This is a genomic window from Aureimonas sp. AU22 (genome assembly GCF_001463745.1).
Lineage (GTDB): Bacteria > Pseudomonadota > Alphaproteobacteria > Rhizobiales > Rhizobiaceae > Aureimonas.
The window spans coordinates 41215-62494 of record NZ_BBWJ01000056.1; the positions used below are offsets into that span (position 1 = coordinate 41215).

Genomic DNA, 21280 nt, shown 5'->3' on the forward strand with positions numbered 1-21280 from the left:
ATCAGTGCCCGGGTATCGAAATCGCTCAAACGATGCCGGGTTTTTCCGCAACTGCGAAGAGCGTTGTAAAACTTTGCAGGCGCTTCTGGACAAATGGTTTTAGGTTGGTACGATCCGGCCCAAGAAAATGCAGGGAGGGGTCGGCACCACCGAACCCCGTGATTCGACGGTCAGGGTTCGCAGCGGTCGCCGCCTTCGGGGGCGCGCCGATCGCCCCCTCGTGCTCCGTCGTCGCGCGGCCGGTGATCCGGCCTTCCTGCTTGTGCAGCAAGGTCGCCGCCGCGGGGCGCACCGGCCGGATAGGGAGTGCGAGCTTGGCGACAGGTCTTCGCCGCACCGAACAGCGCGACCCGGCTTCCCAGGGGATCGACGCCTGCGTGCCGGAAGAGGTGCTCGCGCGCCTCCTCTCCGGCCAGGTGCGTGCGCTGGGTGCCGTGGAAGCTGCCCTGCCGGAGATCGCGCGGGCGGTCGCCATCGCGGCATCGGCGTTGGAGCGCGGCGGACGCCTCGTCTATCTCGCCGCCGGCAGCCCGGCCCTGATCGCGCTCGCCGACGCACTCGAAATTCCCCAGACCTACGGCGAACCGTCGGAACGCTTCCCCACGATCCTCGCCGGCGGCCTCGGCATCGTCCGCGACTTCGCCGGCGGCCCGGAGGACGACGCCGCCGCCGGGCGGCGGGATGTGGCGGCGGCCGGCATCGGCCCGGCGGACTGCGTCCTCGCGGTCTCCGCCAGCGGCTCCACCCCGTTCGTGACGGCGGGTCTTGCCGCCGCCCGCGCCGCGGGCGCGGCGACGATCGCCATCGCCAACAACGCCGGCGCGCCGCTTCTCGCCGGGGCCGACGTCGCCATCCTTCTCGACACCGGTCCCGAAGTGGTCGCCGGCTCGACGCGCATGGGCGCGGGAACGGCGCAGAAGGCGGTCCTTAACATGATCTCGACGGCGCTGGCCGTTCGGCGCGGCCATGTCCACGACGGGCACATGGTGAGCCTTCGCGCCGACAACGCCAAGCTGCGCGAGCGCGCCACGCGCATGGTGGCGGACGCGGCCGCGGCGACGCCGGAAGCTGCCGCCGCTGCGCTTCGAGATGCCGGGGGCGAGGTGAAGCCCGCCGTGCTCATCGCCGCCGGCGCCTCCGACCTTTCCGACGCGCGGGCACGCCTTGCCCGCGCGGACGGCAACCTGCGACGGGCGCTCGACACGCTCGGACGATAACGAAAACCCCCGGCGCGTCCGGGAGGGCAACAGGAGACGGCCATGACGACGAGCATCCTCAAGGCGACGGTGGCGCTTTCAGCCCTCCTCGCCCTTTCCGGCACCGCGCTTGCGCAGACCACGCTGACCATCGAGAGCTGGCGCAACGACGACCTCGCCACCTGGCAGGAAAAGATCATTCCCGCCTTCGAGGCGCAGCATCCCGGCATCAAGGTGACCTTCGCGCCGACCGCGCCGACGGAATACAACTCGGCGCTCGCCGCCAAGCTCGACGCGGGCTCGGCCGGCGACCTCGTCGCCTGCCGTCCGTTCGACGCCTCGCTCGGCCTCTTCCAGAAGGGGCAGCTCGCCGACCTCACGAGCCTGCCCGGCATGGAGAACTTCACGCCGGCCGCCCGCACCGCCTGGGCGACCGACGACGGCTCGCAGACCTTCTGCGTGCCGATGGCCGCCGTGCTGCACGGCTTCATGTACAACAAGAAGGCCTTCGAGGAGCTCGGGCTCCAGCCGCCGAAGACCGAGACCGAGTTCTTCGCCCTCCTCGACAAGATCAAGGCGGACGGAACCTATGTGCCGCTCGCCATGGGCACCAAGGACCAGTGGGAAGCCGCGACCATGGGCTACCAGAACATCGGCCCGAACTATTGGAAGGGCGAGGAGGGCCGCAAGGCGCTGATCGCGGGCACGCAGAAGCTGACCGATCCGGACTGGGTGAAGCCGTTCGAGACGCTGGCGAAGTGGGGCCCCTACATGGGCGACGGCTTTCAGGCGCAGACCTATCCCGACAGCCAGAACCTCTTCACGCTAGGGCGCGCGGCGATCTACCCCGCCGGCTCCTGGGAGATCGCGACCTTCGAGGCGCAGGCCGACTTCGAGATCGGCGCCTTCCTGCCGCCGGTCCAGACCGCCGGCGACACCTGCTACGTCTCGGACCATCCGGACATCGCGCTCGGCCTCAACGCCGCCTCCAAGAACGCGGACGCCGCCAGGACCTTCCTGTCGTGGGTGGCGAGCCCCGAGTTCGCGACGATCTACGCCAACGCCGCGCCGGGCTTCTTCCCGCTGATCGACAAGCCGGTGACGCTCAAGAACGCGCTCGCCAAGGAGATCGTCGGCTGGCGGGGCGAGTGCCAGTCCTCGATCCGCTCGACCTACCAGATCCTGTCGCGCGGCACGCCCAATCTCGAGAACGAGACCTGGACGGCGTCGGCCAACGTGATCAACGGCACCGAGACGCCGGCGCAGGCCGCCGAGAAGCTCCAGAAGGGCCTCGACAGCTGGTACAAGCCGGCCGCCGCGAAGTGATCGCCTGAACCATGTCGGGAGGCGGCGTCCGCGCCGCCTCCCCCCACCCCGACCGGACAAGCCTTGAGGCGCCCCCGATGACGCAAGACCCCAAGGTGGATCTGCCGAAGGCTCGCACGCGCTGGCACATCGCCGTGTTCCTGGCCCCCGCGCTTCTCGTCTACACGATCGTGATGCTCGTTCCGCTGATGCAGACGCTGCTCCTGGCGCTCGAAAACGTGCGCGAAGGCCAGCGCGTCTTCGTCGGCCTCGACAACTTCCGCACGCTCTTCGGCGACCCGCGCTTCTCCGAGGGGTTCTGGAACGCGCTTCGAAACAACGTCTATTTCTTCGTCCTTCACATGCTGATCCAAAATCCGATCGGCATCGCGCTGGCGGCGCTTCTCTCGGTGCCGCGGCTTCGCGGGGTCGCGCTCTACCGCACCGCCCTCTTCCTGCCGACGATCCTCTCCTTCGTGATCGTCGGCTTTCTGTGGAAGCTCCTTCTCTCGCCGCTCTGGGGCGTCGCGCCGAACCTTCTCGCCTCGGTCGGGCTGAAATCGCTCTTCGCGCCCTGGCTCGGCCAGGAGGCCTACGCGCTGACCACGGTGTCGCTCGTCTCGATCTGGCAGTTCGTCGGCATCCCGATGATGCTGATCTACGCCGCCCTCATCACCATTCCGAAGGAGGTGATCGAGGCGGCCGAATGCGACGGGGTCACCGGTTTCCGCCAGTTCTTCAAGATCAAGCTGCCGCTGATCCTGCCGACGATCGGGCTGGTCGGCGTCCTGACCTTCGTCGGCAACTTCAACGCCTTCGACCTCGTCTACGCCATGCAGGGGGCGCTGGCCGGGCCAAACTTCTCGACCGACATTCTCGGCACCTACCTCTACCGCATCTTCTTCGGCTTCCAGCTGCAGGCGGGCGACCGCTACATGGGCGCGACGGTGGCGACGGCCATGTTCCTGATCATCCTCGTCGGCGTGTGCTTCTACCTTTTCGTCATCCAACGGCGCATGCGCCGCTACCAGATGTGAGGCGGCGGCCGATGACCCCGAAAGCCCCGACCCAGCGCCTGCGCCTCGGCCTCGTCCACCTCGCGCTCTGCCTCTACGGCCTGATCTCGGTCCTGCCGGTGCTCGTGATCGTCATGAACTCGTTCAAGACGCGCCGCGCGATCTTCGCCGCCCCGCTCGAGCCGCCGCTGCCGACGACGGCGAGCCTTGCCGGCTACCGCACCGTGATCACGCAGGGCGACTTCCTCCTCTACTTCCAGAACAGCCTCACCGTGACGCTCGCCACCCTGTTCCTCGTGCTCCTGTTCGGCGCGATGGCGGCCTTCGCGCTGTCGGAATACCGCTTCCGGCTCAACAGTTTCCTCGGCCTGTTCCTGGCGCTCGGCATCATGGTGCCGATCCGGCTCGGCACCGTCGCCATCCTCCAGATGATGGTCTCGGCCGGCCTCGTGAACACGCTGACGGCGCTCGTCCTCGTCTACACCGCGCAAGGGCTGCCGCTCGCCGTCTTCATCCTCTCGGAGTTCATGCGGGGCGTGTCGGACGACCTGAAGAACGCCGGGCGCATCGATGGCCTGTCGGAATACCGCATCTTCTTCGTGCTCGTGCTTCCCCTCGTCCGGCCGGCGCTCGCCACCGTCGCGGTCTTCACGATGATCCCGATCTGGAACGACCTCTGGTTCCCGCTGATCCTCGCGCCCGGCGAGAGCACCAAGACGGTCACGCTCGGCGCCCAGATCTTCCTCGGCCAGTTCGTCACCAACTGGGAGGCGGTGCTCGCCGCCCTGTCGCTGGCGATCCTGCCGATCCTCGTCCTCTACCTCGTCTTCTCCCGCCAGCTCATCGCCGGCATCACCGCCGGAGCCGTGAAATGACCGCCCCTCTGAAGGTCTTCGTGATGGGTCTCGGCCAGATGGGCCGAAGCCACGCCCTCGCCTACCACACGGACCCCGGCTTCGAGATCGTCGGGCTGGCCAACCGTTCGCCGGTTGCCCTGCCGGACGAACTCGCCGGCTATCCCCTGCTCGAAAGCTTCGAGGCGGGCCTCGCGCTGAAACCCGACCTCGTGTCGATCGCCACCTACACCGACAGCCACGCCGATCTCGCGATCCGCGCGATGGAAGCCGGTGCCCACGTCTTCGTCGAGAAGCCGCTCGCCGGCACGGTCGAGGATGCGCAGCGCGTCGTCGATGCGGCCAGGCGTACGGGGCGAAAGCTCGTGGTCGGCTACATCCTGCGCCACCACCCGTCCTGGGTGGAATTCATCGCGCGCGCGCGGGATCTCGGGGGCCCTTACGTCTTCCGCATGAACCTCAACCAGCAGTCCGCCGGCGCGGCCTGGGAGATCCACAAGCGACTGATGGAGACGACCTCGCCGGTGGTGGACTGCGGCGTCCACTATCTCGACGTCATGCTGCAGATCACCGACGCCGCGCCCGTGGAAGTGCGCGGCATGGGCCTGCGCCTCTCCGACGAGATCGCCGAGACACAAGTCAACTACGGCCATCTCCAGGTGCTGTTCGCGGACGGCTCGCTCGGCTGGTACGAGGCGGGCTGGGGGCCGATGATCTCGGAGACCGCCTTCTTCGTGAAGGACGTGATGAGCCCGAACGGCTCGGTCTCGATCGTCATGGACGAGGGCGCGAAGTCTGCCGACATCGACACCCACACCAAGACCCAGCGCCTGCGCATCCACCATGCCGCGCGCGGGCCCGACGGGCGCTTCGCCCAGCAAGACGAGATGGTCTCGATGGCGGGCGAGCCCGACCACCAGGCGCTCTGCGACGCCGAGCAGCGCTTCGTGCGCCGAGCCATCCGCGAGGACATGGACCTCGGCAGGCATATGGACGACGCCGTGCGCTCGCTCGCCGTGGTGCTCGCTGCCGACCGATCCATGCGCGAGGGAAAGGCGGTGCGGCTGTGAACGCTCCCGAACAATCCCTCAAGCTGTCGCACATCGTGAAGACCTATGGCCCGGTCGAGGTGCTGAAGGGCGTCGATCTCGACGTGCGACGGGGCGAGTTCGTGGTCTTCGTCGGGCCGTCCGGCTGCGGCAAGTCCACGCTCATGCGCATCATCGCCGGGCTGGAGACGCAGACGGCGGGCACCGTCGAGATCGGCGGGCGCAACGTCGATGCCACGGTGCCGGCAAAACGCGGTATCGCCATGGTGTTCCAGTCCTACGCGCTCTATCCGCACCTGACGGTCGCCGGCAACATGACGCTGGCGCTGAAGGAGGATGGGGTCTCGAAGCCCGAGCGCGAGGCGCGTGTCGAGAAGGCCGCGAACCTCCTGCAGCTCTCGCCCCTCCTCAAGCGCCGCCCGGCGGAGCTCTCCGGCGGCCAGCGCCAGCGCGTCGCGATCGGGCGCGCCATCGTGCGCGAGCCGACGCTGTTCCTGTTCGACGAGCCGCTGTCGAACCTCGACGCCGCCTTGCGCGTCGCGACGCGCCTCGAGATCGCCAAGCTCCATCGCACGCTCGGCGCCACCATGATCTACGTCACCCACGACCAGACCGAGGCGATGACGCTCGCCGACCGGATCGTGGTCCTGAACGCGGGCATGGTGCAGCAGGTCGGCCGGCCGATCGACCTCTACAACCGGCCGGACAACCTCTTCGTCGCCGGCTTCATCGGATCGCCGAAGATGAACTTTCTGACCGGCCGGATCGCCGAGGAGGCCGACGCCATGACGGTCGGCATCCGGCCGGAGCACCTGAAGGTCGATCCGCAAGGGGTCTGGGCCGGCACGGTGCGCCACGCCGAGCATCTCGGCTCCGATACCTATCTCTACGTCGTCCTCGGCGACGGGCAGGAGGTGACGGTGCGCATCCCGGAGGAGACCCCGATCGCGGTGGACGACGCGGTCCGACTGTCGCCCCTGCCCGGGCGCATCCACCGCTTCGACGCCGCGGGACTGACGATCCCCAGCGCATGATCGCCTGCTTCGACATCGGCGGCTCGGCGATCAAGGCCGCGCTCGCCCGCTCGCCCGCCGACATCGAGATCCTCGGCGACACTCCGACGCCACGTCACGACTTCGACGCCTTCGCCGACCTCCTGGACGAGGCGATCGCACGCGGCGGGCTGCCGGACGGCGCACCGGCCGCCTTGTCCATCACCGGCGTCGTCGATCCCGCAAGCGGCGCGATCAAGGCCGCCAACATCCTGTGCATCGACGGGCGGCCGCTCGGGGCGGACCTCTCGCGGCGTCTCGGCCGCCCGGTCCTCGTCGCCAACGACGCGGACTGCTTCGCGCTGGCCGAAGCGATCGAGGGCGCGGGCGCGGGACATCGCGTGGTCTTCGGCGCGATCCTCGGCACCGGCGTCGGCGGGGGCCTCGTGATCGACGGACGATTGCTACAAGGTGCCGGCGGCTTTGCCGGCGAATGGGGCCACGGGCCGATCGCGGCCACGCGCGCCGGCACGCCGCCCGCCGACCTGCCGCGCTGGCCCTGCGGCTGTGGCCAGACCGGCTGCGTCGATACGGTCGGCGGCGCGCGCGGGTTGGAGCGGCTGCACAGGCATCTCCATGGGCTGGAGCGCAGCAGCCGGGAGATCGCGGACGGATGGCTGGGCGGCGATGCCGCGGCCACGCGAACGATCGACGTGTGGACCGACCTCGTCGCCGACCCGCTCGCGCTCGTCGTCAACATCGTCGGTGCCGACGTCGTGCCGGTGGGTGGGGGCCTCGGCAAGGTGCGTCCGCTGATCGAGCGGCTGGACGCGGCCGTGCGTGCTCGCATCCTGCGTCGCGCATCGACGCCGCTCGTCGTGCCCGCGCAATGCCGGTTGGAACCCGGCCTGATCGGCGCCGCCATCCTCGCGCTCCGGGACAACGCCGATGCCGCTGCTTGAGGTCTGCGTAGGCGATCCCGAAAGCTTGCAGGCCGCGGTCGCGGGAGGCGCGGACCGGATCGAGCTTTGCTCTGCGCTGGAACTCGGCGGCCTGACGCCAACGCCGGGCCTCCTGGCACTCGCGGCGCACGTTCCCGTGCCCGTCTACGCCATGGTGCGCCCGCGTGGCGGCGACTTCGTCTTCCGATGCGGAGAAAGGAACGCCATGCTCGCCGACATCGCGGCGATCCGGGCGGCGGGGCTGGCGGGCGTCGTCCTTGGCGCCTCGCGGCCGGACGGGACGCTGGACAGGGAAACGCTGGCAGACCTCGTCGCGGCGAGCACCGGTCTCGGGCTGACGCTCCACCGCGCCTTCGATCTCGTGCCCGACATCGAGGCCGCCGTGGAGACGGCCGTGGCGCTCGGCTTCGAGCGCATCCTCACGTCGGGCCGCGCTGCGAAGGCGCCGGACGGCGTCGCAGACCTTGAGCGCGCGCACCGGGCGGCGGCGGGTCGTATCGCGATCATGGCGGGCGCGGGCCTGTCGGCGGACAACGTCGCCGCGCTCCTGCGCGCGATGCCGCTCGGCGAGGTGCATGCCTCCTGCTCGCGGGTCGCCGGCACCCACGATCCGCGCGCTGCCGCGCTCGGCTTCGGCGACACGGCGCCGCGCCGGACCCATGCGGACGAGGTCCGGCGCATGAAGGCGGCTCTCGCCGCCATCCGTTGAGGCCGGCTCAGCCGGCCTTGCGCAGGGTCGCCGCCTCCGGGTCGTAGGCCCGGCCGAAGCGGTTGGCGAGGAAGTCGGACAGCGCGATCTCCTCCTGCCGCACGAAGCCTGTCGTCGGCAGCTTGCCCTCGGCGAGGAGATCGAGAACGCCCGTGATGCCGGCCGCCGTCGTGATCTGGATCGCGCTCATGCGCCGGCCGGCGACGACCCCGGCATAGATCTTATTGGCGTAGGTCTCCTGGAGATAGCGCCCCTCGCGCCAGCCGCAGACCGTGACGAACACCACCACCACGTCCTGCATCGTCGCCGGCAGCGCGTTCTCGAAGAGGTCCTTCAGGACGTCGCGCCGGTTCCGCAGATTGAAGTCGTTGAGAAGCGCCTTGATGATCGCCTGGTGGCCGGGATAGCGGATGGTGCGGTAGTTCATGGTTCGCACGCGGCCTTCCAGCGTCTTCGCCAAGGTGCCGAGCCCGCCCGACGTGTTGAAGGCCTCGTAGGTCACGCCGTCGAGCGAGAACTCCTCGCGCTCCTCCATCGCCGGCACGCTGATCAGCCGCCCCTCCACGATCGCCTCGCAGGGTTCGATATACTCGTTGATCAGCCCGTCCGTGCTCCAGGTCAGGTTGTAGTTCAAGGCGTTCGACGGATACTGCGGCAGCGCGCCGACGCGCATGCGCACGGAGTCCAGGCTGTCGAAGCGGGCGGCGAGGTCGTTGGCGACGATCGAGATGAAGCCGGGCGCGAGGCCGCATTGCGGGATGAAGGCGCTGGACGCCCCCTCCGCCAGCGTCTCCACCATCCGCGTCGTCGCGACGTCTTCCGTCAGGTCGAGATAGTGGACGCCGGCCTCCCGCGCGGCTTGCGCGATCCGGCCCGTCAGGTGGAAGGGCGCGGCCGAGAGCACCGCGAAGCGTCCCCGGAGCGCCTCCACCACTTCGCCGTGATTGAGGATGTCGAGCGCCAGGCCGTCGATCGCCGGATGCTTGTCCAGCTTGGCCAGCTGCTCGGGGCTGCGGTCGGCCACCGTGACCTGCCAGTCGCCCGTCGCCGCCAGCATCAGCGCGATCGCGCCGCCGATCTTGCCCGCCCCGATCACCACAACGCTCTTCATGCCGTCCTCCAGCCGTTTCCGCATCAAGGCAGTGTAAAGGCCGGCATGGCGGATAGAAGCTGCGGATTGCGCGATCCGTCGGCGCATTCTAGACAGATCGACGACGAACTCATGCGAAGCGACCGGTTTCGATGGATCTGACGGCCAAGGACCGCGAGCTTCTGGCACTGCTCGGCGAGAACGCGCGGGCCCCTGTCGCCACGCTCGCCAAGCGCCTCGGCATCTCGCGCACCACCGCCCAGGCGCGGCTTGAGCGCCTGGAGCGGATCGGCGTCATCGCCGGCTACGGCCTGCGCCTGTCGGAGGCCTATGCGTCGAGCCTCGTGCGCGCCCATGTGCTCGTGACGATCGCGCCGAAGTCGCTCACTGAGGTGACGGCGGCGATCGGACGGGTCGAGGCCGTCACCGAGCTTCACTCGGTGAGCGGGGCCTTCGACCTCATCGCCATGGTGGCCTCGCCCTCGATCGCCGAGCTCGACCGGCGGATCGACGAGATCGGCGCGATCGATGGCGTGGAGCGCACCCAGTCCTCGATCATCCTCTCGACGCGCATCGCGCGCTGAAGGTTCCGGCTCGTCAGGCCGGACCGGCGTCGATGCGGATGCGCAGGATCGCGTAGGGCGGCTTCTGGAGATCTTCGCCGCCGTTGTATTCGGGGCGTCGATTGACCTGCGCGGCCGAGACGTAGAGCCAGCGCTCCGTGGTGATCACGATCGTGTCCGCCCAGACGAGGCGCGGGTCGGAGGCGAGCACCTCCACCGTGCCGTCCGGCAGTCGGCGCCCCACCGCGTTCTGCTCCTGCAGCGTGAGATAGACACGGTCCTGCGCATCCGCGCCGAGCCCGCCCGTCATCCCCTTCTCGCCGAGATCCTCGACGCCGGCCGCCACCATGGCGTCGGACTGCGCGGCGTCGAGAAGACTGTCGGCGTCGACGCCGTAGAGGCGCCGCCCCATCAGGGGCGCGTAGTAGAGGCGCCGGCCGTCGGGGCCGAGCGCGATGCCGTTCGCCCCGCCCTCGACGGGTTGCGGCTTGCCCTCGCCGGCGTTTCGCAGCACCGGGCAGTGTTCCACGAACTTCTGTACGCCCTTCTGCGAGCGGGTCGAGGCATGCTGGCCGAGACGACGCACCACGCGCCCGTTGTCGAGATCGACGGCAAGGATCGCCCCCTGCCCGCGCTGCCCCTGGTCGGTGACGAAGGCGCGCGCCCGGCCGCCGGCGATGTCGACCCGCAGATCGTTGAGCGAGGAGGTCGGCTCGACGCCGGGATCGAGCGGCACGACGCGCAGCACCTCGCGGGTCTCGATGTCCATCTGAACGAGCTTGGCGGCGCCCGGAACGGGCGGACCGGACCCTTCGGGCAGTCCGGCATCCAGGAGCCAGAGCTTGCCCTCGCCGTCGAAGACGCCGTTCGGCACGTGGAACAGCGTCGCCTGCGGGCGCTCCGGGTCGGGCCGGTTGGCGGCCTCGTCCGGAAACGCCGCGACCGAGCCGTCGGGGGCCACCTCGCCGAGCGTGAAGGGCTCGCGGCCGGTGAAGCGCGGCATCATCACGAAGACGCGGCCCGCGGGCGAGATCGCAAGGCCCGTCGGCGTCGAGGGCGCGTCGGCGAGGATCGCGAGCTCCATCTCGCCGGCCTCGCGCGCGGCCGTGGCCGTCCCGCCCGTGGACGCGGCGGGAGCGGGCGAGCGCTCGGCCAACGCCCGGCCGGCGAACGGCAGGGCGGCCGCCCCGGCCAGGGCGGAGACGAGAAGACGGCGACGGGCGATCGTCATGCGGCGTCCCTTTCGAACGAACGGCGTCAGAGGCCGAGGCCTCGTGCCTCGAGGTCGATGGCGTGGATGGACGAGCCGGAGGCGACGAAGAGACGGCGCCCGTCCTTCCCCCCGAAGGCGACGTTGGCAGCCGGGCCGGGCGTCGCGATCCGGCCGAGCCATGTTCCGTCGGGGTCGTAGACGCGCACGCCGTCCTCGCAGGCGGCGTAGAGACGGCCGGTCGTATCCATCGCGAGCCCGTCGGGAACGCCGCTCGTCAGCTCGGCGAAGCGATATCCCTCGCCGGGACGCCCGTCCGCCTGGATCGGGAAGGCGACGATCTCGCGGGGCCCTTCCGGGTTCAGCCCGGCGCCGGCATCCGCGACGTAGAGCGTGCGCCCGTCCGGCGAGAAGGCAATGCCGTTCGGCTGGTCGAGCGTGTCCACCATGGCGTCGAGGCGGCCCGTCGGGTCGATGCGGTAGACGCGGCGCGCCGCCTGCTCCGGCTCGGCCTGGAGCCCTTCGTCGGGTTGGCGGATGCCGAAGACCGGATCGGTGAACCAGATCGCGCCGTCGGGCGCCAGTGCGGCGTCGTTGGGGGCGTTGAGCGGCTTGTCCTCGAACCGGTCGGCGAGCACCGCGAGGCTCCCGTCCGCCTCCCGTCGCACCACGCGGCGCGTGCGGTGCTCGCAGGTGACGAGCCGACCCTGCGCATCGAGGACGTTGCCGTTGGCGTTGTCGGAGGGATCGCGCAACGGGTCCGCGGTGCCATCGTCGCGCAGGACGCACAGGCGGTTGCGCCGGACGTCGCTGAACACGAGGCCGCCGAGTGCGGGCGCCCAGCACGGGCCCTCGCACCAGCGGCCGTCGCGGTAGACTTCCCGGAGGCGCGCGCCCGGATCGGCCACGGCGTAGAAGCGGGGGTCGCGCGCCGCGACGACCGGGGCGGAGGCGGCGGAGCGGCCGAAGGTCGCCAGCGTCAACGCCGCCGCGCCCATCGTCAGGACGGCTCGTCGCCCGGGATCCCGCATTCGCCACCTCGCCACCACGCGTCGAACGGGGCAACGACGAGACCGCGCATTCGATCCCGGCCTCGTCGGTCGGCGATCAGACGAACGAGGCGAGACAGGCGGCGGCAAAGCCGAGATTGAGGACGAGGACGCAGAACACGGCAAAGGAGCCGAGGTCCTTGGCCTGCCCCGCGAAGGCGGAAATTTCCGGAGACACGCGATCCACGATCAGCTCGATCGCGGTGTTCAGCGCCTCCGTCGCCGCCAGCAGCAGGAGAAGCCCGCCTTGGACAAGGAGAGCGAGCGTCGACGCGTCGGCCGCCGCCAGCGTGCCGATCAGGACGATGCCCAGCACGATCTCGTGCCGGAACGCGGCCTCGCCGAGAAGACGCGTCAGGCCGGCGAAGGAATAGCGGACCGAGGCGAAGAGATGGGCGAACCCGCGCAGCTTTTCCGGCGCGAGGGTGCGCACGGGTAGGTCGAGGCTCATCGACCCGCCCCCGCCAGCTCGGAAACCTGAGCCGGCGTCGGCGCGGCGCGGCAGGGCGCGAAGGCGTCGAGGCCGGCGTCGTAGACCTTCGTGCGCAGATCCTGGAGGCCGATCAGCGTGTGGAACAGGTTGTCGTGCGAGAGCGGCGCGTCGCGCCGACCGGCAAGGCAGGCGGTGTCGACGCCCATATCCCCGGCGAATCCGTCGGAGAACCAGGCGATCATCGGCACGCGGGTCTGCGTCGTGGGCGCGAACACATAGGGCATCGCATGCAGGTAGATGCCGTTCTCGCCGAGCGACTCGCCATGGTCCGAAACGTAGAGCATCGCGGTGTCGAAGTCGGTGCGCGCCTTCAGCCGGTCGATCGTCTGCGCCAGGACATGGTCGGTGTAGAGGATCGTGTTGTCGTAGGCGTTGATGATCTCCTCACGCTTGCAGTCGGCGAACTCGGCGGTGCGGCAGGCCGGCGCGAAGCGCTCGAAGCCTGCGGGATAGCGCAGGTAGTAGGTCGGCCCATGGCTGCCGAGCTGGTGCAGAACGATCACCGTGTCCTTCGTGATCGTCTTCAGTTCGGCCTCCAGCCGGTCGGTCAGGATCTCGTCGTGGCACTCGCCGCCCTCGCAGAAGCGCGGGTCGCCGCCACCCGGCAGGAACGTGTAGGGCACGCGGTCCGCCACGTGGTAGGCGCCCGTGTCGTTGTCGATCCAGCGCACGTCGATGCCGCCATGCCCGAGGACGTCGAGGACGTTCTCGACCGAGCGCGCCTTTTCGTCGGAATGGCCGGCGCGGGTAAGGTTGGAGAACATGCAGGGCACCGACACGGCGGTCGAGGTGCCGCAGCTCGACACGTCCGTGAAGGATACGACGCCGCGCGCGGCAAGCTCGGGATTGGTGTCGCGGTCGTAGCCGTTCAGGGAGAAGTTCTGGGCGCGCGCGGTCTCGCCGACCACGAGGACGGTCACCACAGGCTTGCGCGCGGCCGCGAGCCGGGGACCGGCGACGGCGTCGGTCCCGAGCGGGGCGACCACATAGGTCCGCTCGCCGTCCCAATGCTGGCCGTACTTGACGAGGGCGACCACGGGCGCGAGCGGGTTGAGGCTGGCCATCAGGTCGCGGTGCATGCGGAAGGTCGAGGCGTAGCTGGGGTAGAAGGCGAGCGTGATGGCGAGCGCCACGCCGAGGCTCGGCACGATCGCGGCGACGTTCCAGCGGACCTTGCGCCAGAACGGGCGATGGCGCACCCGCACGAGCATCACCAGCGCGGCCGGCAGGAGCCCGAAGAGCGCGAGATGCGTGAGGAACCCGGCGGTGACGAGATGCCCCGCCTCGGCGCCGGTCGTCTGTGCGACATTGGCGATCATCGTGCGATCGATGAGGATGCCGTAGCTGTCGACATAGTAGGAGGCGACGGCCGACACGAGCACGAAGGCGATCACCACCGGCTTGACGAGATAGCGCACCGACACGGCCGCCAATGCCGAGAACAGGATCAGGAACAGGCCGAGCCCGAGGGCCGCGAGGTGCAGCGGATGGTCGGCGAAGTAGAGGAGGCCCTTGCGCCAGAAGGTGCCGTTGGTCACGAACACGAGGTAGGCTGCGCTCAACGCCACGAGAGGCAGGCTGCCGATGGCGGGTCTGGCAAGTCGCATGGAGAGGGATCCGATGAGGGGCGATGGTCCGTTCGACCCTCATAGCGGGAGCACCCCGGCACGACGTCGCCGGGACTATACGCTTTCGTATAGTGGGGTCGGCGCGCGTGAAGCGTGCCCTAAAGCACGCTAGAAGCGGGACGAGAAGAGGAGGCCGCGTGAAGGTACTGCTGGTCGAGGACGACGCGTCCACCGCCGCCTACGTGTGCAACGGCTTACGCGAGGAGGGGCACGAGGTGGACCATGCGGCCCGAGGCGGGCTCGGCCTCGAGCTGGCGCTGACCCGGCCCTACGACGCGGCCGTGGTCGACCGGATGCTGCCCGATCTCGACGGCCTGTCCCTCCTGAAGGCCCTGCGCGCGGCCGGACGGCGCACGCCGGCGATCTTCCTGACGGCGGTCGGCGGGGTCGACGACCGGGTGGAGGGCCTGGAGGCGGGCGCCGACGACTACCTCCTCAAGCCCTTCGCCTTTTCCGAGCTGATGGCACGCCTCAACGCGCTGGCCCGGCGCGTGACGCCCGAGCGGCGCGAGGAGACGGTGCTCACCGTCGGGGACCTCGAGATGAACCTCATCTCGCGCGCCGTCTCGCGCGGGGGCCAGGCGATCGAGCTTCAGCCGCGCGAGTTCCGGCTCCTCGAATACATGATGCGCAACCGGGGCCGGGTGCTGACGCGCACCATGCTTCTGGAGCGGGTCTGGGAATTCCATTTCGACCCCAAGACCAACGTCGTCGAAACCCATGTCAGCCGCCTGCGCGCCAAGGTGGACCGTCCTTTCGGCCCTGAAATGATCCGCACGGTGCGCGGCTCCGGCTATCTCCTCGATGCGCCTGCCTGACCGCTTCCGGACCATCTCCTTCCGCCTGTCGCTCGGCTACGGGCTGATGTTCGGCCTGTCGGCCGTGGCGATCATGGCCGTCACCTACGTGGCGGCGAGCAGCCAGATGGAGGGCATCGTGCGCGCCTCCATCGCCGAGGACCTCGCGCTCTTCGCCCATGGCTTCAAGGAGGGCGGCGAAGGGGGCCTGCGCCAGGAGGTGCAGGAGCGGGTCGACAGCGCGGCCGCGGACCGCTTCTTCCTGCTGCTCGGCCCGAACGGCGAGCGTGTCGCTGGCAACCTGCCGACGTCGGCCTGGATCGCGGGGGTCAGCGCCACCCACCTGTCGCACGCGGCACCGGAGGCGATGGAGGGCGCGCGGGGCGACACGCTCTATGCCGAAGGGATCTCGCTCGGCGACTACCGGGTTCTAGCCGCGCGGCGCTCCGACATCCTGGAGGTGATCCGGTCGATCCTCCTGTCGGCGATCCTGTCGGGCTGCGTGGTGACGGTGGCGCTGGCGCTCGTCGGGGGCATCGTCGTGGGGCTCGGTCCGAGCCGGCGGGTCGACGCGATCGCCGCGACCACGCGCTCCATCGTGGAGGGACGCCTCGACCTGCGCCTGCCCGTTTCGGGCCGCGGCGACGAGCTCGATCGCCTCGCCACCGACATCAACGCGATGCTGGCCCGGATCGAGACCCTGGTGGAAAGCCTGCGCCAGGTCTCGGCCGACATCGCCCACGACCTGCGCACGCCGCTCGCCCGGCTGCGTCAGGGACTGGAGGGGATCGGCCGCACGCGCGACAAGGCCGGACTGGAGCGCGCCGTGGAAGCGGCGGTGGCCGAAACCGACGCGATCATCGAGACCTTCAACGCGCTTCTGCGCATCGCCCAGATCGACGCGGGCGCACGCAAGGCACGCTTCCGCCCAATCGATCTGTCGGAGCTCTGCGAGCGCGTCGCCGACGCCTACGGCGAGGTGGCCGTCGACGCCGGGCACGACCTGTCGACGGCGATCGACCGGAGGCTTGCCATCACCGGCGACGCCGACCTCCTGACGCAGCTCCTCGCCAATCTCGTGGAGAACGCGATCACCCATGTGCCGGCGCCCGGCCGCATCCGGCTCGCCGCGCGGCGCGAGGCCGGGGGCGCGCTCCTCGAAGTCGCCGACAACGGGCCGGGTGTGCCGGAAGCGGAGCGGACCCGGATCTTCCGCCGGCTCTACCGGCTCGACCGCAGCCGCTCGACGCCCGGCCACGGGCTCGGCCTCGCGCTCGTCGCCTCGATCGCCGAACTGCACGGGGCACGGATCGACGTCGGCAGTGCCGACCCCGGCCTCGTCATGCGGGTCGTCTTTCCGCCCGAAGCGCTGGCCGGGCGAAGCGGATGAAGGGACGCGCGTCGGCGCCGATCTCGACCTCTGCCGCCACCTTGAACACCTCCGCGATGAGGCCCGGCGTCAGCACCGCGGTCGGCGCGCCCACGGCGACGAGGCGCCCGGCCTCCATCACCGCGATCCGGTCGGCGAACATGGCGGCGTGGTTGAGGTCGTGGAGCGCGGCCAGCACCGTGCCGCCGCGCCGGCGCACCAGCGCGAGGAGGCCGAACTGGTGCTCGACGTCTAGGTGGTTGGTCGGCTCGTCGAGGACGAGCACTTGCGGCTCCTGCGCGAGCGCCCGGGCGATGTGAAGGCGCTGGCGCTCGCCGCCCGACAGGGAATGCCAGAGCCGTTCGGCGAAGGGCGCCATGTCGACGGCCTCGAGCGCCCCGGCGACGATCGCGTCGTCGCGTGTCCCCCAGGGCGACAGTGCGCCGAGATGGGGCGTGCGCCCGAGCTCCACCGCCTGGCGCGCGGTGAGCCGCTCCGTCGTCTCGGCCTGCTGCTCGACGAGGGCGAGGACGCGGGCGATGTCCCGCCGATGCATCCCCGACAGCGGCCGGCCGTCCAGCGTCACCGCGCCGCCGTGCGGGCGCTTCAGACCCGCCAGCATCGCGATCACCGTCGTCTTGCCCGATCCGTTCGGGCCGACGAGCGCCAGGAACTCGCCGGGCCGCGCCTCCAGCGACACGCCGTCGACGATTGCACGCCCGCCTGCGCGGAACGTCAGGTCGTTCGCCGCGAGCCTCATCGCCCGCCCGCCCCGTTCGCCACCGGACGGTGGATGAGGATCAGCGCGAAGGCCGGCGCGCCGACGAGCGCCGTCATCACGCCGATCGGCAGGACCTGGCCGGGGATGGCGGTGCGCGACAGGACGTCGGCGGCGATCATGAAGAGGGCGCCGATCAGGGCGCTGGCGGGCAGGAGCGCGCCGTGGCGCACGCCGACGACGAGGCGGGCGGCATGCGGGATCACGAGACCGACAAAGCCGACCGAGCCGACGATCGAGACCATGACCGCCGTCATCAGCGCGGTTGCCCCGATCAGCACCGCCCGCACCCGGCGCACGGGAATGCCGAGGGTGGCGGCCGAGGCGGTGCCGAAGGCGAAGGCGTCGAGCGCGCGGGCGTGGAGGAGACAGACGGCGAGGCCCGCCAGCGCCACGGGAACGGCGAGCGCCGCGTCCGGCCAGCGCACGCCCGACAGGTTGCCGAGCAGCCAGAACATGATGCCCCGCGCCTGGTCGGCGGTGGCGGACTTGGTGACGATGAGCGAGGTCAGCGCGTTGAAGAGCTGCGAGCCGGCGATGCCCGCGAGGATGATCGCCGCAGGCCCGCGCCCGGCCAGCACGGCGAGGCCGGAGACCAGCGCGAAGGCGAGGAGCGCCCCGGCGAGCGCGCCGAGCGGCAGGGACAGGAGCCCGCCGCCGAGCCCGAGGATGGCGACCGCCACGGCGCCCGACGAGGCCCCGGCCGAGATGCCGAGGAGATAGGGGTCGGCGAGCGGGTTGCGCAGGAGGGACTGGAGGACGGAACCGGACACGGCGAGCGCCGCCCCGCAGGCGGCCGCCACCACCGCCCGCGACAGGCGGTAGTTCCAGACGATGCCCTCGTCGATCGGATCGAGCGCGTATCCTCCGCCCCAGATGCGGTTGGCGATCGTCGCCGCGACCGTGTCGAACGGGATGCGCGTCTCCCCCACCGCCGCTCCGAACACCAGGGCGGCGAGGAGGAGCGCGAGGGCGCCGATGGCGAAGCCGGCGGCGCGTGCCGGATGGGCGGTGGCCCGGCTCACTGCGCGAGGCCGGCCTTTGCGAGCGCGTCGGCTAGAACCTCGATGCCGTCGACCGTGCGGATCGTCGGGTTCATCGCCTGCGCGTCCATCTCGACGACGCGGCCATCCTTCACGGCGGGCATCAGGCTGGCGACGGGGTCGGTGCGCAGGAACTCGAGCTTCACCGCGATGTCGTCGGCGGGAAAGCGGCGGCGGTCCATTTTGCCGGCGACGATCACCGTCGGGTTCGCGCGCGCGACCGTCTCCCAGCCGACCGTCGGCCATTCCTCCTGGCTGTCGATGACGTTTCGCACCCCCAGCAGCGACAGGATATAGCCCGGCGCGCCGCTCTGCCCGGCGACATAGGGGTCGATATCGCCTTCTGCCGAGGAGAACCAGAACACCGCCGAGGTGCCCTCCTTCAGCCCGGCGATCTTCGCCTTGGCCGCCGTCTCGCGAGCCTTGAGGTCGGCCACCAGCGCCGCGCCCTCGTCCCCGACGTCGAAGATGCGGGCGAGGTCCTCGACCTCCTGATAGACGAGGTCCATGGTGAACCTAGCCGTGCGCGTGCCGTCGCCGCCGCCCGAGTTGTCCTTGCCTTTGCAGTCGGCGGGCGAGGTGTAGACCGGAATGCCGAGCTCACCGAACTGCTCCGGGGTCGCGACCACGCCCTGCGGCCCCACCTGCCACTCGAACTGCGTGGTCACGAGGTCGGGACGCTCGGCGACGACGCTCTCGAAGCTCGGGTCGTTGTCGGCGAGGCGCTTCACCCCGGCGTTCGCCGCCTCGTAGCCCGGCAGCACCGGACCGACCCAGAGAGCGGTTCCCGCGACCTTCTCCGACAGGCCGAGCAGGTAGAGGATCTCGGTGGTGGACTGGCCGATCGAGACGGTGCGCGAAGGGGCCTTCTCGAAGCGGAGCGTGCGGCCGCAGTTCTCCAGCTCCAGCGGATACTGCGTCGGGGCGGCGAGGGCCGCGCCGGTGGAGAGGATGACGGCGAGGAGGCTGAGGGCGGCCGGTCGGCGAAAGGATGTCATGGACGGGTTCCGGGTGTGGACGGGCGCGGCTTCGCCATGCCGCGGCCTGCGGCTTGGGTCGGCCCTATTGATGGGATCGAGGAGCGCGGCGCCTCAGCGGCGCGCGGACGCTCGCGGGCGGAAGCAGAAAGGGGGAGTGTGGGCGCCAACGCGCCGAGGGTGAGCCGTCATGGGCATCCTTTCCGGGCATCCCCGCCCGAACGTGTGGATCTATCGCTGACGGCAGGTCTCCTGGCTCACGGAGGTCGCACCGATCATCTGCCTTCCCGCTCGCAGCCCGAGGGCCTTCGCAGTGGCATGGCGCCGGGGCGACCCGGCGGCCCGCCGCGCCCGTCCGAGGACCAGCGCGGGGATGATCGGCATCCGCTTACAGTTGCGGGGGCAGCCACGGTTTCGGCCCCGATTGGGTCGTCCTCACCGTGTTCCCTTTTAATTCCCCGAACTCGTCGTCTCGGGGAAACCGTCGGGTCGTGTCTACGGTCGTGGCGCCCCGGCGTCAACGGCTCAGCCGAAGGGGGCGGTCGTCAGCCACCTCACGAAAGAACCGGGTCGCTGAGCCGCCGAAGGGGTCGGTTTCTGCGGGTCAGTCGTTCCGGGGATCGACGTCAACGGCCGGGGCTCCCGGCCCATTCTCCGGAGTCCCCATGACCCGCACCCTGTCGCTTCTTGCCGCGACCGCCCTGTCCGCCTCCGCCCTCCTCGCCGCGCCCACGGTCTCGCAGGCCGAGGGCGGTGCGGCGAGCGTGGAGAAGGTCGCCGACTTCCCCCACCAGGTCACGGGCGTCACCGTGTCCGAGGACGGGCGCATCTTCGTCAATTTCCCGCGCTGGACGGAGGACTCGCCCGTTTCCGTCGCGGAGGTCGGCAAGGACGGCTCGATCAAGGCCTATCCGAACGACGACTGGAACGCGTGGCGCAACGCGCGCAAGGACGAGCTCTCGCCGGGCGACCACTTCGTCTGCGTGCAGAGCGTCGTCGCCGACGGCCGGGGCAGCGTCTGGGCGCTCGATGCCGGCGCGCCGGCGCAGAGCCTCCTCGTGCCGGGCGCGCCCAAGCTTGTGCGCATCGACCTGAAGACGAACGCCGCCACGAAGACCGTTCGCTTCGACGAGACGGTGGCACCCCAGGGGTCCTATCTCAACGACGTCCGCTTCTCGCCCGACGGCCGCCATGCGTTCATCACCGACAGCGGGGCGAAGGGGGCGCTGGTGGTGGTCGACCTCGAATCCGGCAAGGCCAGGCGCGTGCTCGACGGCGATCCGTCGACGCAGGTGAAGAAGGGGCTCGTGGTGGAGGCGGACGCGGCGCCGCTGCGGCGGCCCGACGGGCGCGGCGTCGAGTTCTCGGCCGACGGCATCGCCCTGACGAAGGACGGCCGGCACCTCTACTGGCAGGCCATCAAGGGCGACACCCTGTACCGGATCGAGACGGCGGCGCTGGTCGAGGCGCTCGGCGGCGGTGCCGATCCGGCGGCCAAGGTCGAGCCGTACGGGAAGAACGGCGTCGCGGACGGGCTTCTCATCGGCCGCGACAGCGGCGACATGTACGTGACCGCGCCGCAGGACGACGCGGTGAAGATCCGCGATCTCGCCGCCGGCGCGGCGGGCGAGGCGCGCGTCCTCGTCCAGGACGAGCGCCTGCGCTGGCCCGACACGTTGGCGGAAGGGCCGGACGGCACGGTCTATGTCACGACCTCGCGCATCCAGGACAGCGCCTTCTTCAAGCCGGACGCGCCGGCCGCGCTCGCGACGCAGCTCTGGCGCATCGTTCGCTGACCGGACGCAGACGGCCGCGGACGATGCCTCGTGCGAGGCGGCACCGAAAGGTCGTGGCGCCGGATGCGATGTCGATCCTGTAGCCTGCCATCAATCGGTCGCAAGGGGTGCGCATATTGACGCGGGGGACGTCCGGAGACGCGTCATGTCACACCACTACGACGAAGGCAGGAAGGCATACACCGAGGGCAAGGCCCGGCACGACAACCCGTACGACATCAATTCCGAGGACTGGGCTCGGTGGATGGACGGGTTCGACCAGGCGGCCACGGAAGCGGAATACGGGTTACGCCGGTCGGCGAGCTAGAGCCTCGCCATCGAACGGGCGGGCGCCAGTCCATGGCGCCCGCCACGCGCACGGCTGTGAACAGCGCGGCCCTCGTCCCCGGCCGCCGGTTCGACCC

At 70.4% G+C, this 21280-nt stretch carries 22 protein-coding genes and 1 riboswitch; of the genes, 13 read left to right on the forward strand and 9 right to left on the reverse strand.

Annotated elements, in window-relative coordinates; translation table 11 throughout:
• Nucleotides 1–25: 25 nt before the first annotated feature.
• A complete protein-coding gene (locus AUL34_RS22965; RefSeq protein WP_244492660.1) occupies nt 26–271 on the reverse strand; it encodes a hypothetical protein in 246 nt (81 codons plus the stop codon).
• A 43-nt stretch (nt 272–314) separates the two neighbouring features.
• Here AUL34_RS22965 and AUL34_RS20380 point away from each other — a divergent pair, with 43 nt between their 5' ends.
• The 8 genes from AUL34_RS20380 to AUL34_RS20415 all read left to right on the forward strand — a co-directional run bounded on the left by AUL34_RS20380 (nt 315) and on the right by AUL34_RS20415 (nt 8083).
• Nucleotides 315–1217, forward strand: a complete 903-nt coding sequence (locus AUL34_RS20380; RefSeq protein WP_061938151.1) for an N-acetylmuramic acid 6-phosphate etherase — start codon at nt 315–317, stop codon at nt 1215–1217.
• A 42-nt stretch (nt 1218–1259) separates the two neighbouring features.
• Nucleotides 1260–2522: an ABC transporter substrate-binding protein gene (locus tag AUL34_RS20385; RefSeq protein ID WP_061938163.1), complete on the forward strand. Its 1263-nt coding sequence runs from the start codon at nt 1260–1262 to the stop codon at nt 2520–2522.
• A 77-nt stretch (nt 2523–2599) separates the two neighbouring features.
• Nucleotides 2600–3538: a carbohydrate ABC transporter permease gene (locus AUL34_RS20390; protein ID WP_061938166.1), complete on the forward strand. Its 939-nt coding sequence runs from the start codon at nt 2600–2602 to the stop codon at nt 3536–3538.
• Nucleotides 3539–3549: 11 nt separating this feature from the next.
• On the forward strand, nt 3550–4392 hold the full coding sequence (locus AUL34_RS20395; RefSeq protein WP_061938169.1) for a carbohydrate ABC transporter permease: 843 nt from the start codon (nt 3550–3552) through the stop codon (nt 4390–4392).
• Nucleotides 4389–5441, forward strand: a complete 1053-nt coding sequence (locus AUL34_RS20400; protein WP_061938172.1) for a Gfo/Idh/MocA family protein — start codon at nt 4389–4391, stop codon at nt 5439–5441. The genes AUL34_RS20395 and AUL34_RS20400 overlap by 4 nt, the downstream gene beginning before the upstream one ends.
• Complete coding sequence (locus tag AUL34_RS20405; protein WP_061938175.1) at nt 5438–6454, forward strand: ABC transporter ATP-binding protein; 1017 nt, start codon at nt 5438–5440, stop codon at nt 6452–6454. The genes AUL34_RS20400 and AUL34_RS20405 overlap by 4 nt, the downstream gene beginning before the upstream one ends.
• Nucleotides 6451–7374: an ROK family protein gene (locus tag AUL34_RS20410; protein WP_061938178.1), complete on the forward strand. Its 924-nt coding sequence runs from the start codon at nt 6451–6453 to the stop codon at nt 7372–7374. Before AUL34_RS20405 ends, AUL34_RS20410 begins: the two co-directional genes overlap by 4 nt.
• Nucleotides 7361–8083: a copper homeostasis protein CutC gene (locus tag AUL34_RS20415; protein WP_061938181.1), complete on the forward strand. Its 723-nt coding sequence runs from the start codon at nt 7361–7363 to the stop codon at nt 8081–8083. The genes AUL34_RS20410 and AUL34_RS20415 overlap by 14 nt, the downstream gene beginning before the upstream one ends.
• 7 nt (nt 8084–8090) lie before the next feature.
• Here AUL34_RS20415 and AUL34_RS20420 read toward each other — a convergent pair whose 3' ends face one another.
• The gene (locus tag AUL34_RS20420) at nt 8091–9194 is read right to left on the reverse strand and encodes a saccharopine dehydrogenase family protein (protein ID WP_061938184.1); all 1104 of its coding nucleotides are present in this window, start codon (nt 9192–9194) and stop codon (nt 8091–8093) included.
• Between the two features lie 131 nt (nt 9195–9325).
• Here AUL34_RS20420 and AUL34_RS20425 point away from each other — a divergent pair, with 131 nt between their 5' ends.
• Nucleotides 9326–9757: an Lrp/AsnC family transcriptional regulator gene (locus tag AUL34_RS20425; protein ID WP_061938187.1), complete on the forward strand. Its 432-nt coding sequence runs from the start codon at nt 9326–9328 to the stop codon at nt 9755–9757.
• A gap of 13 nt (nt 9758–9770) precedes the next feature.
• Here the strand turns inward: AUL34_RS20425 and AUL34_RS20430 are convergent, their stop codons facing one another.
• From AUL34_RS20430 to AUL34_RS20445, 4 genes are all read right to left on the reverse strand, one after another.
• Nucleotides 9771–10967, reverse strand: a complete 1197-nt coding sequence (locus tag AUL34_RS20430; RefSeq protein WP_061938190.1) for an SMP-30/gluconolactonase/LRE family protein — start codon at nt 10965–10967, stop codon at nt 9771–9773.
• A gap of 26 nt (nt 10968–10993) precedes the next feature.
• The gene (locus tag AUL34_RS20435) at nt 10994–11977 is read right to left on the reverse strand and encodes an SMP-30/gluconolactonase/LRE family protein (protein WP_061938193.1); all 984 of its coding nucleotides are present in this window, start codon (nt 11975–11977) and stop codon (nt 10994–10996) included.
• A gap of 76 nt (nt 11978–12053) precedes the next feature.
• Nucleotides 12054–12446 (reverse strand): diacylglycerol kinase, encoded by a 393-nt coding sequence (locus tag AUL34_RS20440; RefSeq protein WP_061938196.1) that lies wholly within the window; start codon nt 12444–12446, stop codon nt 12054–12056.
• The gene (locus AUL34_RS20445; RefSeq protein ID WP_061938199.1) at nt 12443–14095 is read right to left on the reverse strand and encodes a phosphoethanolamine transferase; all 1653 of its coding nucleotides are present in this window, start codon (nt 14093–14095) and stop codon (nt 12443–12445) included. The genes AUL34_RS20440 and AUL34_RS20445 overlap by 4 nt, the downstream gene beginning before the upstream one ends.
• Before the next feature lie 158 nt (nt 14096–14253).
• Between AUL34_RS20445 and AUL34_RS20450 the strand changes: the two genes are divergently transcribed.
• Both AUL34_RS20450 and AUL34_RS20455 read left to right on the forward strand, forming a co-directional pair.
• Complete coding sequence (locus AUL34_RS20450) at nt 14254–14934, forward strand: response regulator transcription factor (protein ID WP_061938203.1); 681 nt, start codon at nt 14254–14256, stop codon at nt 14932–14934.
• A complete protein-coding gene (locus AUL34_RS20455; RefSeq protein WP_061938206.1) occupies nt 14921–16303 on the forward strand; it encodes a HAMP domain-containing sensor histidine kinase in 1383 nt (460 codons plus the stop codon). Before AUL34_RS20450 ends, AUL34_RS20455 begins: the two co-directional genes overlap by 14 nt.
• Here AUL34_RS20455 and AUL34_RS20460 read toward each other — a convergent pair.
• Genes AUL34_RS20460 through AUL34_RS20470 form a run of 3 tightly spaced genes read right to left on the reverse strand, consistent with a single transcriptional unit; the run spans nt 16254 to nt 19101 of the window.
• Entirely contained in the window at nt 16254–17042 is a 789-nt protein-coding gene (locus tag AUL34_RS20460; protein ID WP_061938209.1) for an ABC transporter ATP-binding protein, read from the reverse strand. The two genes, AUL34_RS20455 and AUL34_RS20460, sit on opposite strands and share 50 nt — an antisense overlap.
• Nucleotides 17039–18085 (reverse strand): iron ABC transporter permease, encoded by a 1047-nt coding sequence (locus AUL34_RS20465; protein WP_061938212.1) that lies wholly within the window; start codon nt 18083–18085, stop codon nt 17039–17041. Before AUL34_RS20465 ends, AUL34_RS20460 begins: the two co-directional genes overlap by 4 nt.
• Nucleotides 18082–19101 carry an ABC transporter substrate-binding protein gene (locus AUL34_RS20470; protein ID WP_082653545.1) on the reverse strand — a complete coding sequence of 340 codons (1020 nt, stop codon included), beginning with the start codon at nt 19099–19101 and terminating at the stop codon, nt 18082–18084. Before AUL34_RS20470 ends, AUL34_RS20465 begins: the two co-directional genes overlap by 4 nt.
• A gap of 203 nt (nt 19102–19304) precedes the next feature.
• Nucleotides 19305–19581: riboswitch (cobalamin riboswitch) on the reverse strand.
• 164 nt (nt 19582–19745) lie between these two features.
• On the opposite strand from AUL34_RS20470, the gene AUL34_RS20475 reads away from it, so the two are divergent.
• Both AUL34_RS20475 and AUL34_RS22460 read left to right on the forward strand, forming a co-directional pair.
• The gene (locus tag AUL34_RS20475; RefSeq protein WP_061938215.1) at nt 19746–20876 is read left to right on the forward strand and encodes an L-dopachrome tautomerase-related protein; all 1131 of its coding nucleotides are present in this window, start codon (nt 19746–19748) and stop codon (nt 20874–20876) included.
• Nucleotides 20877–21021: 145 nt separating this feature from the next.
• Complete coding sequence (locus AUL34_RS22460) at nt 21022–21183, forward strand: hypothetical protein (RefSeq protein WP_156421033.1); 162 nt, start codon at nt 21022–21024, stop codon at nt 21181–21183.
• The last annotated feature ends 97 nt before the right edge of the window (nt 21184–21280 follow it).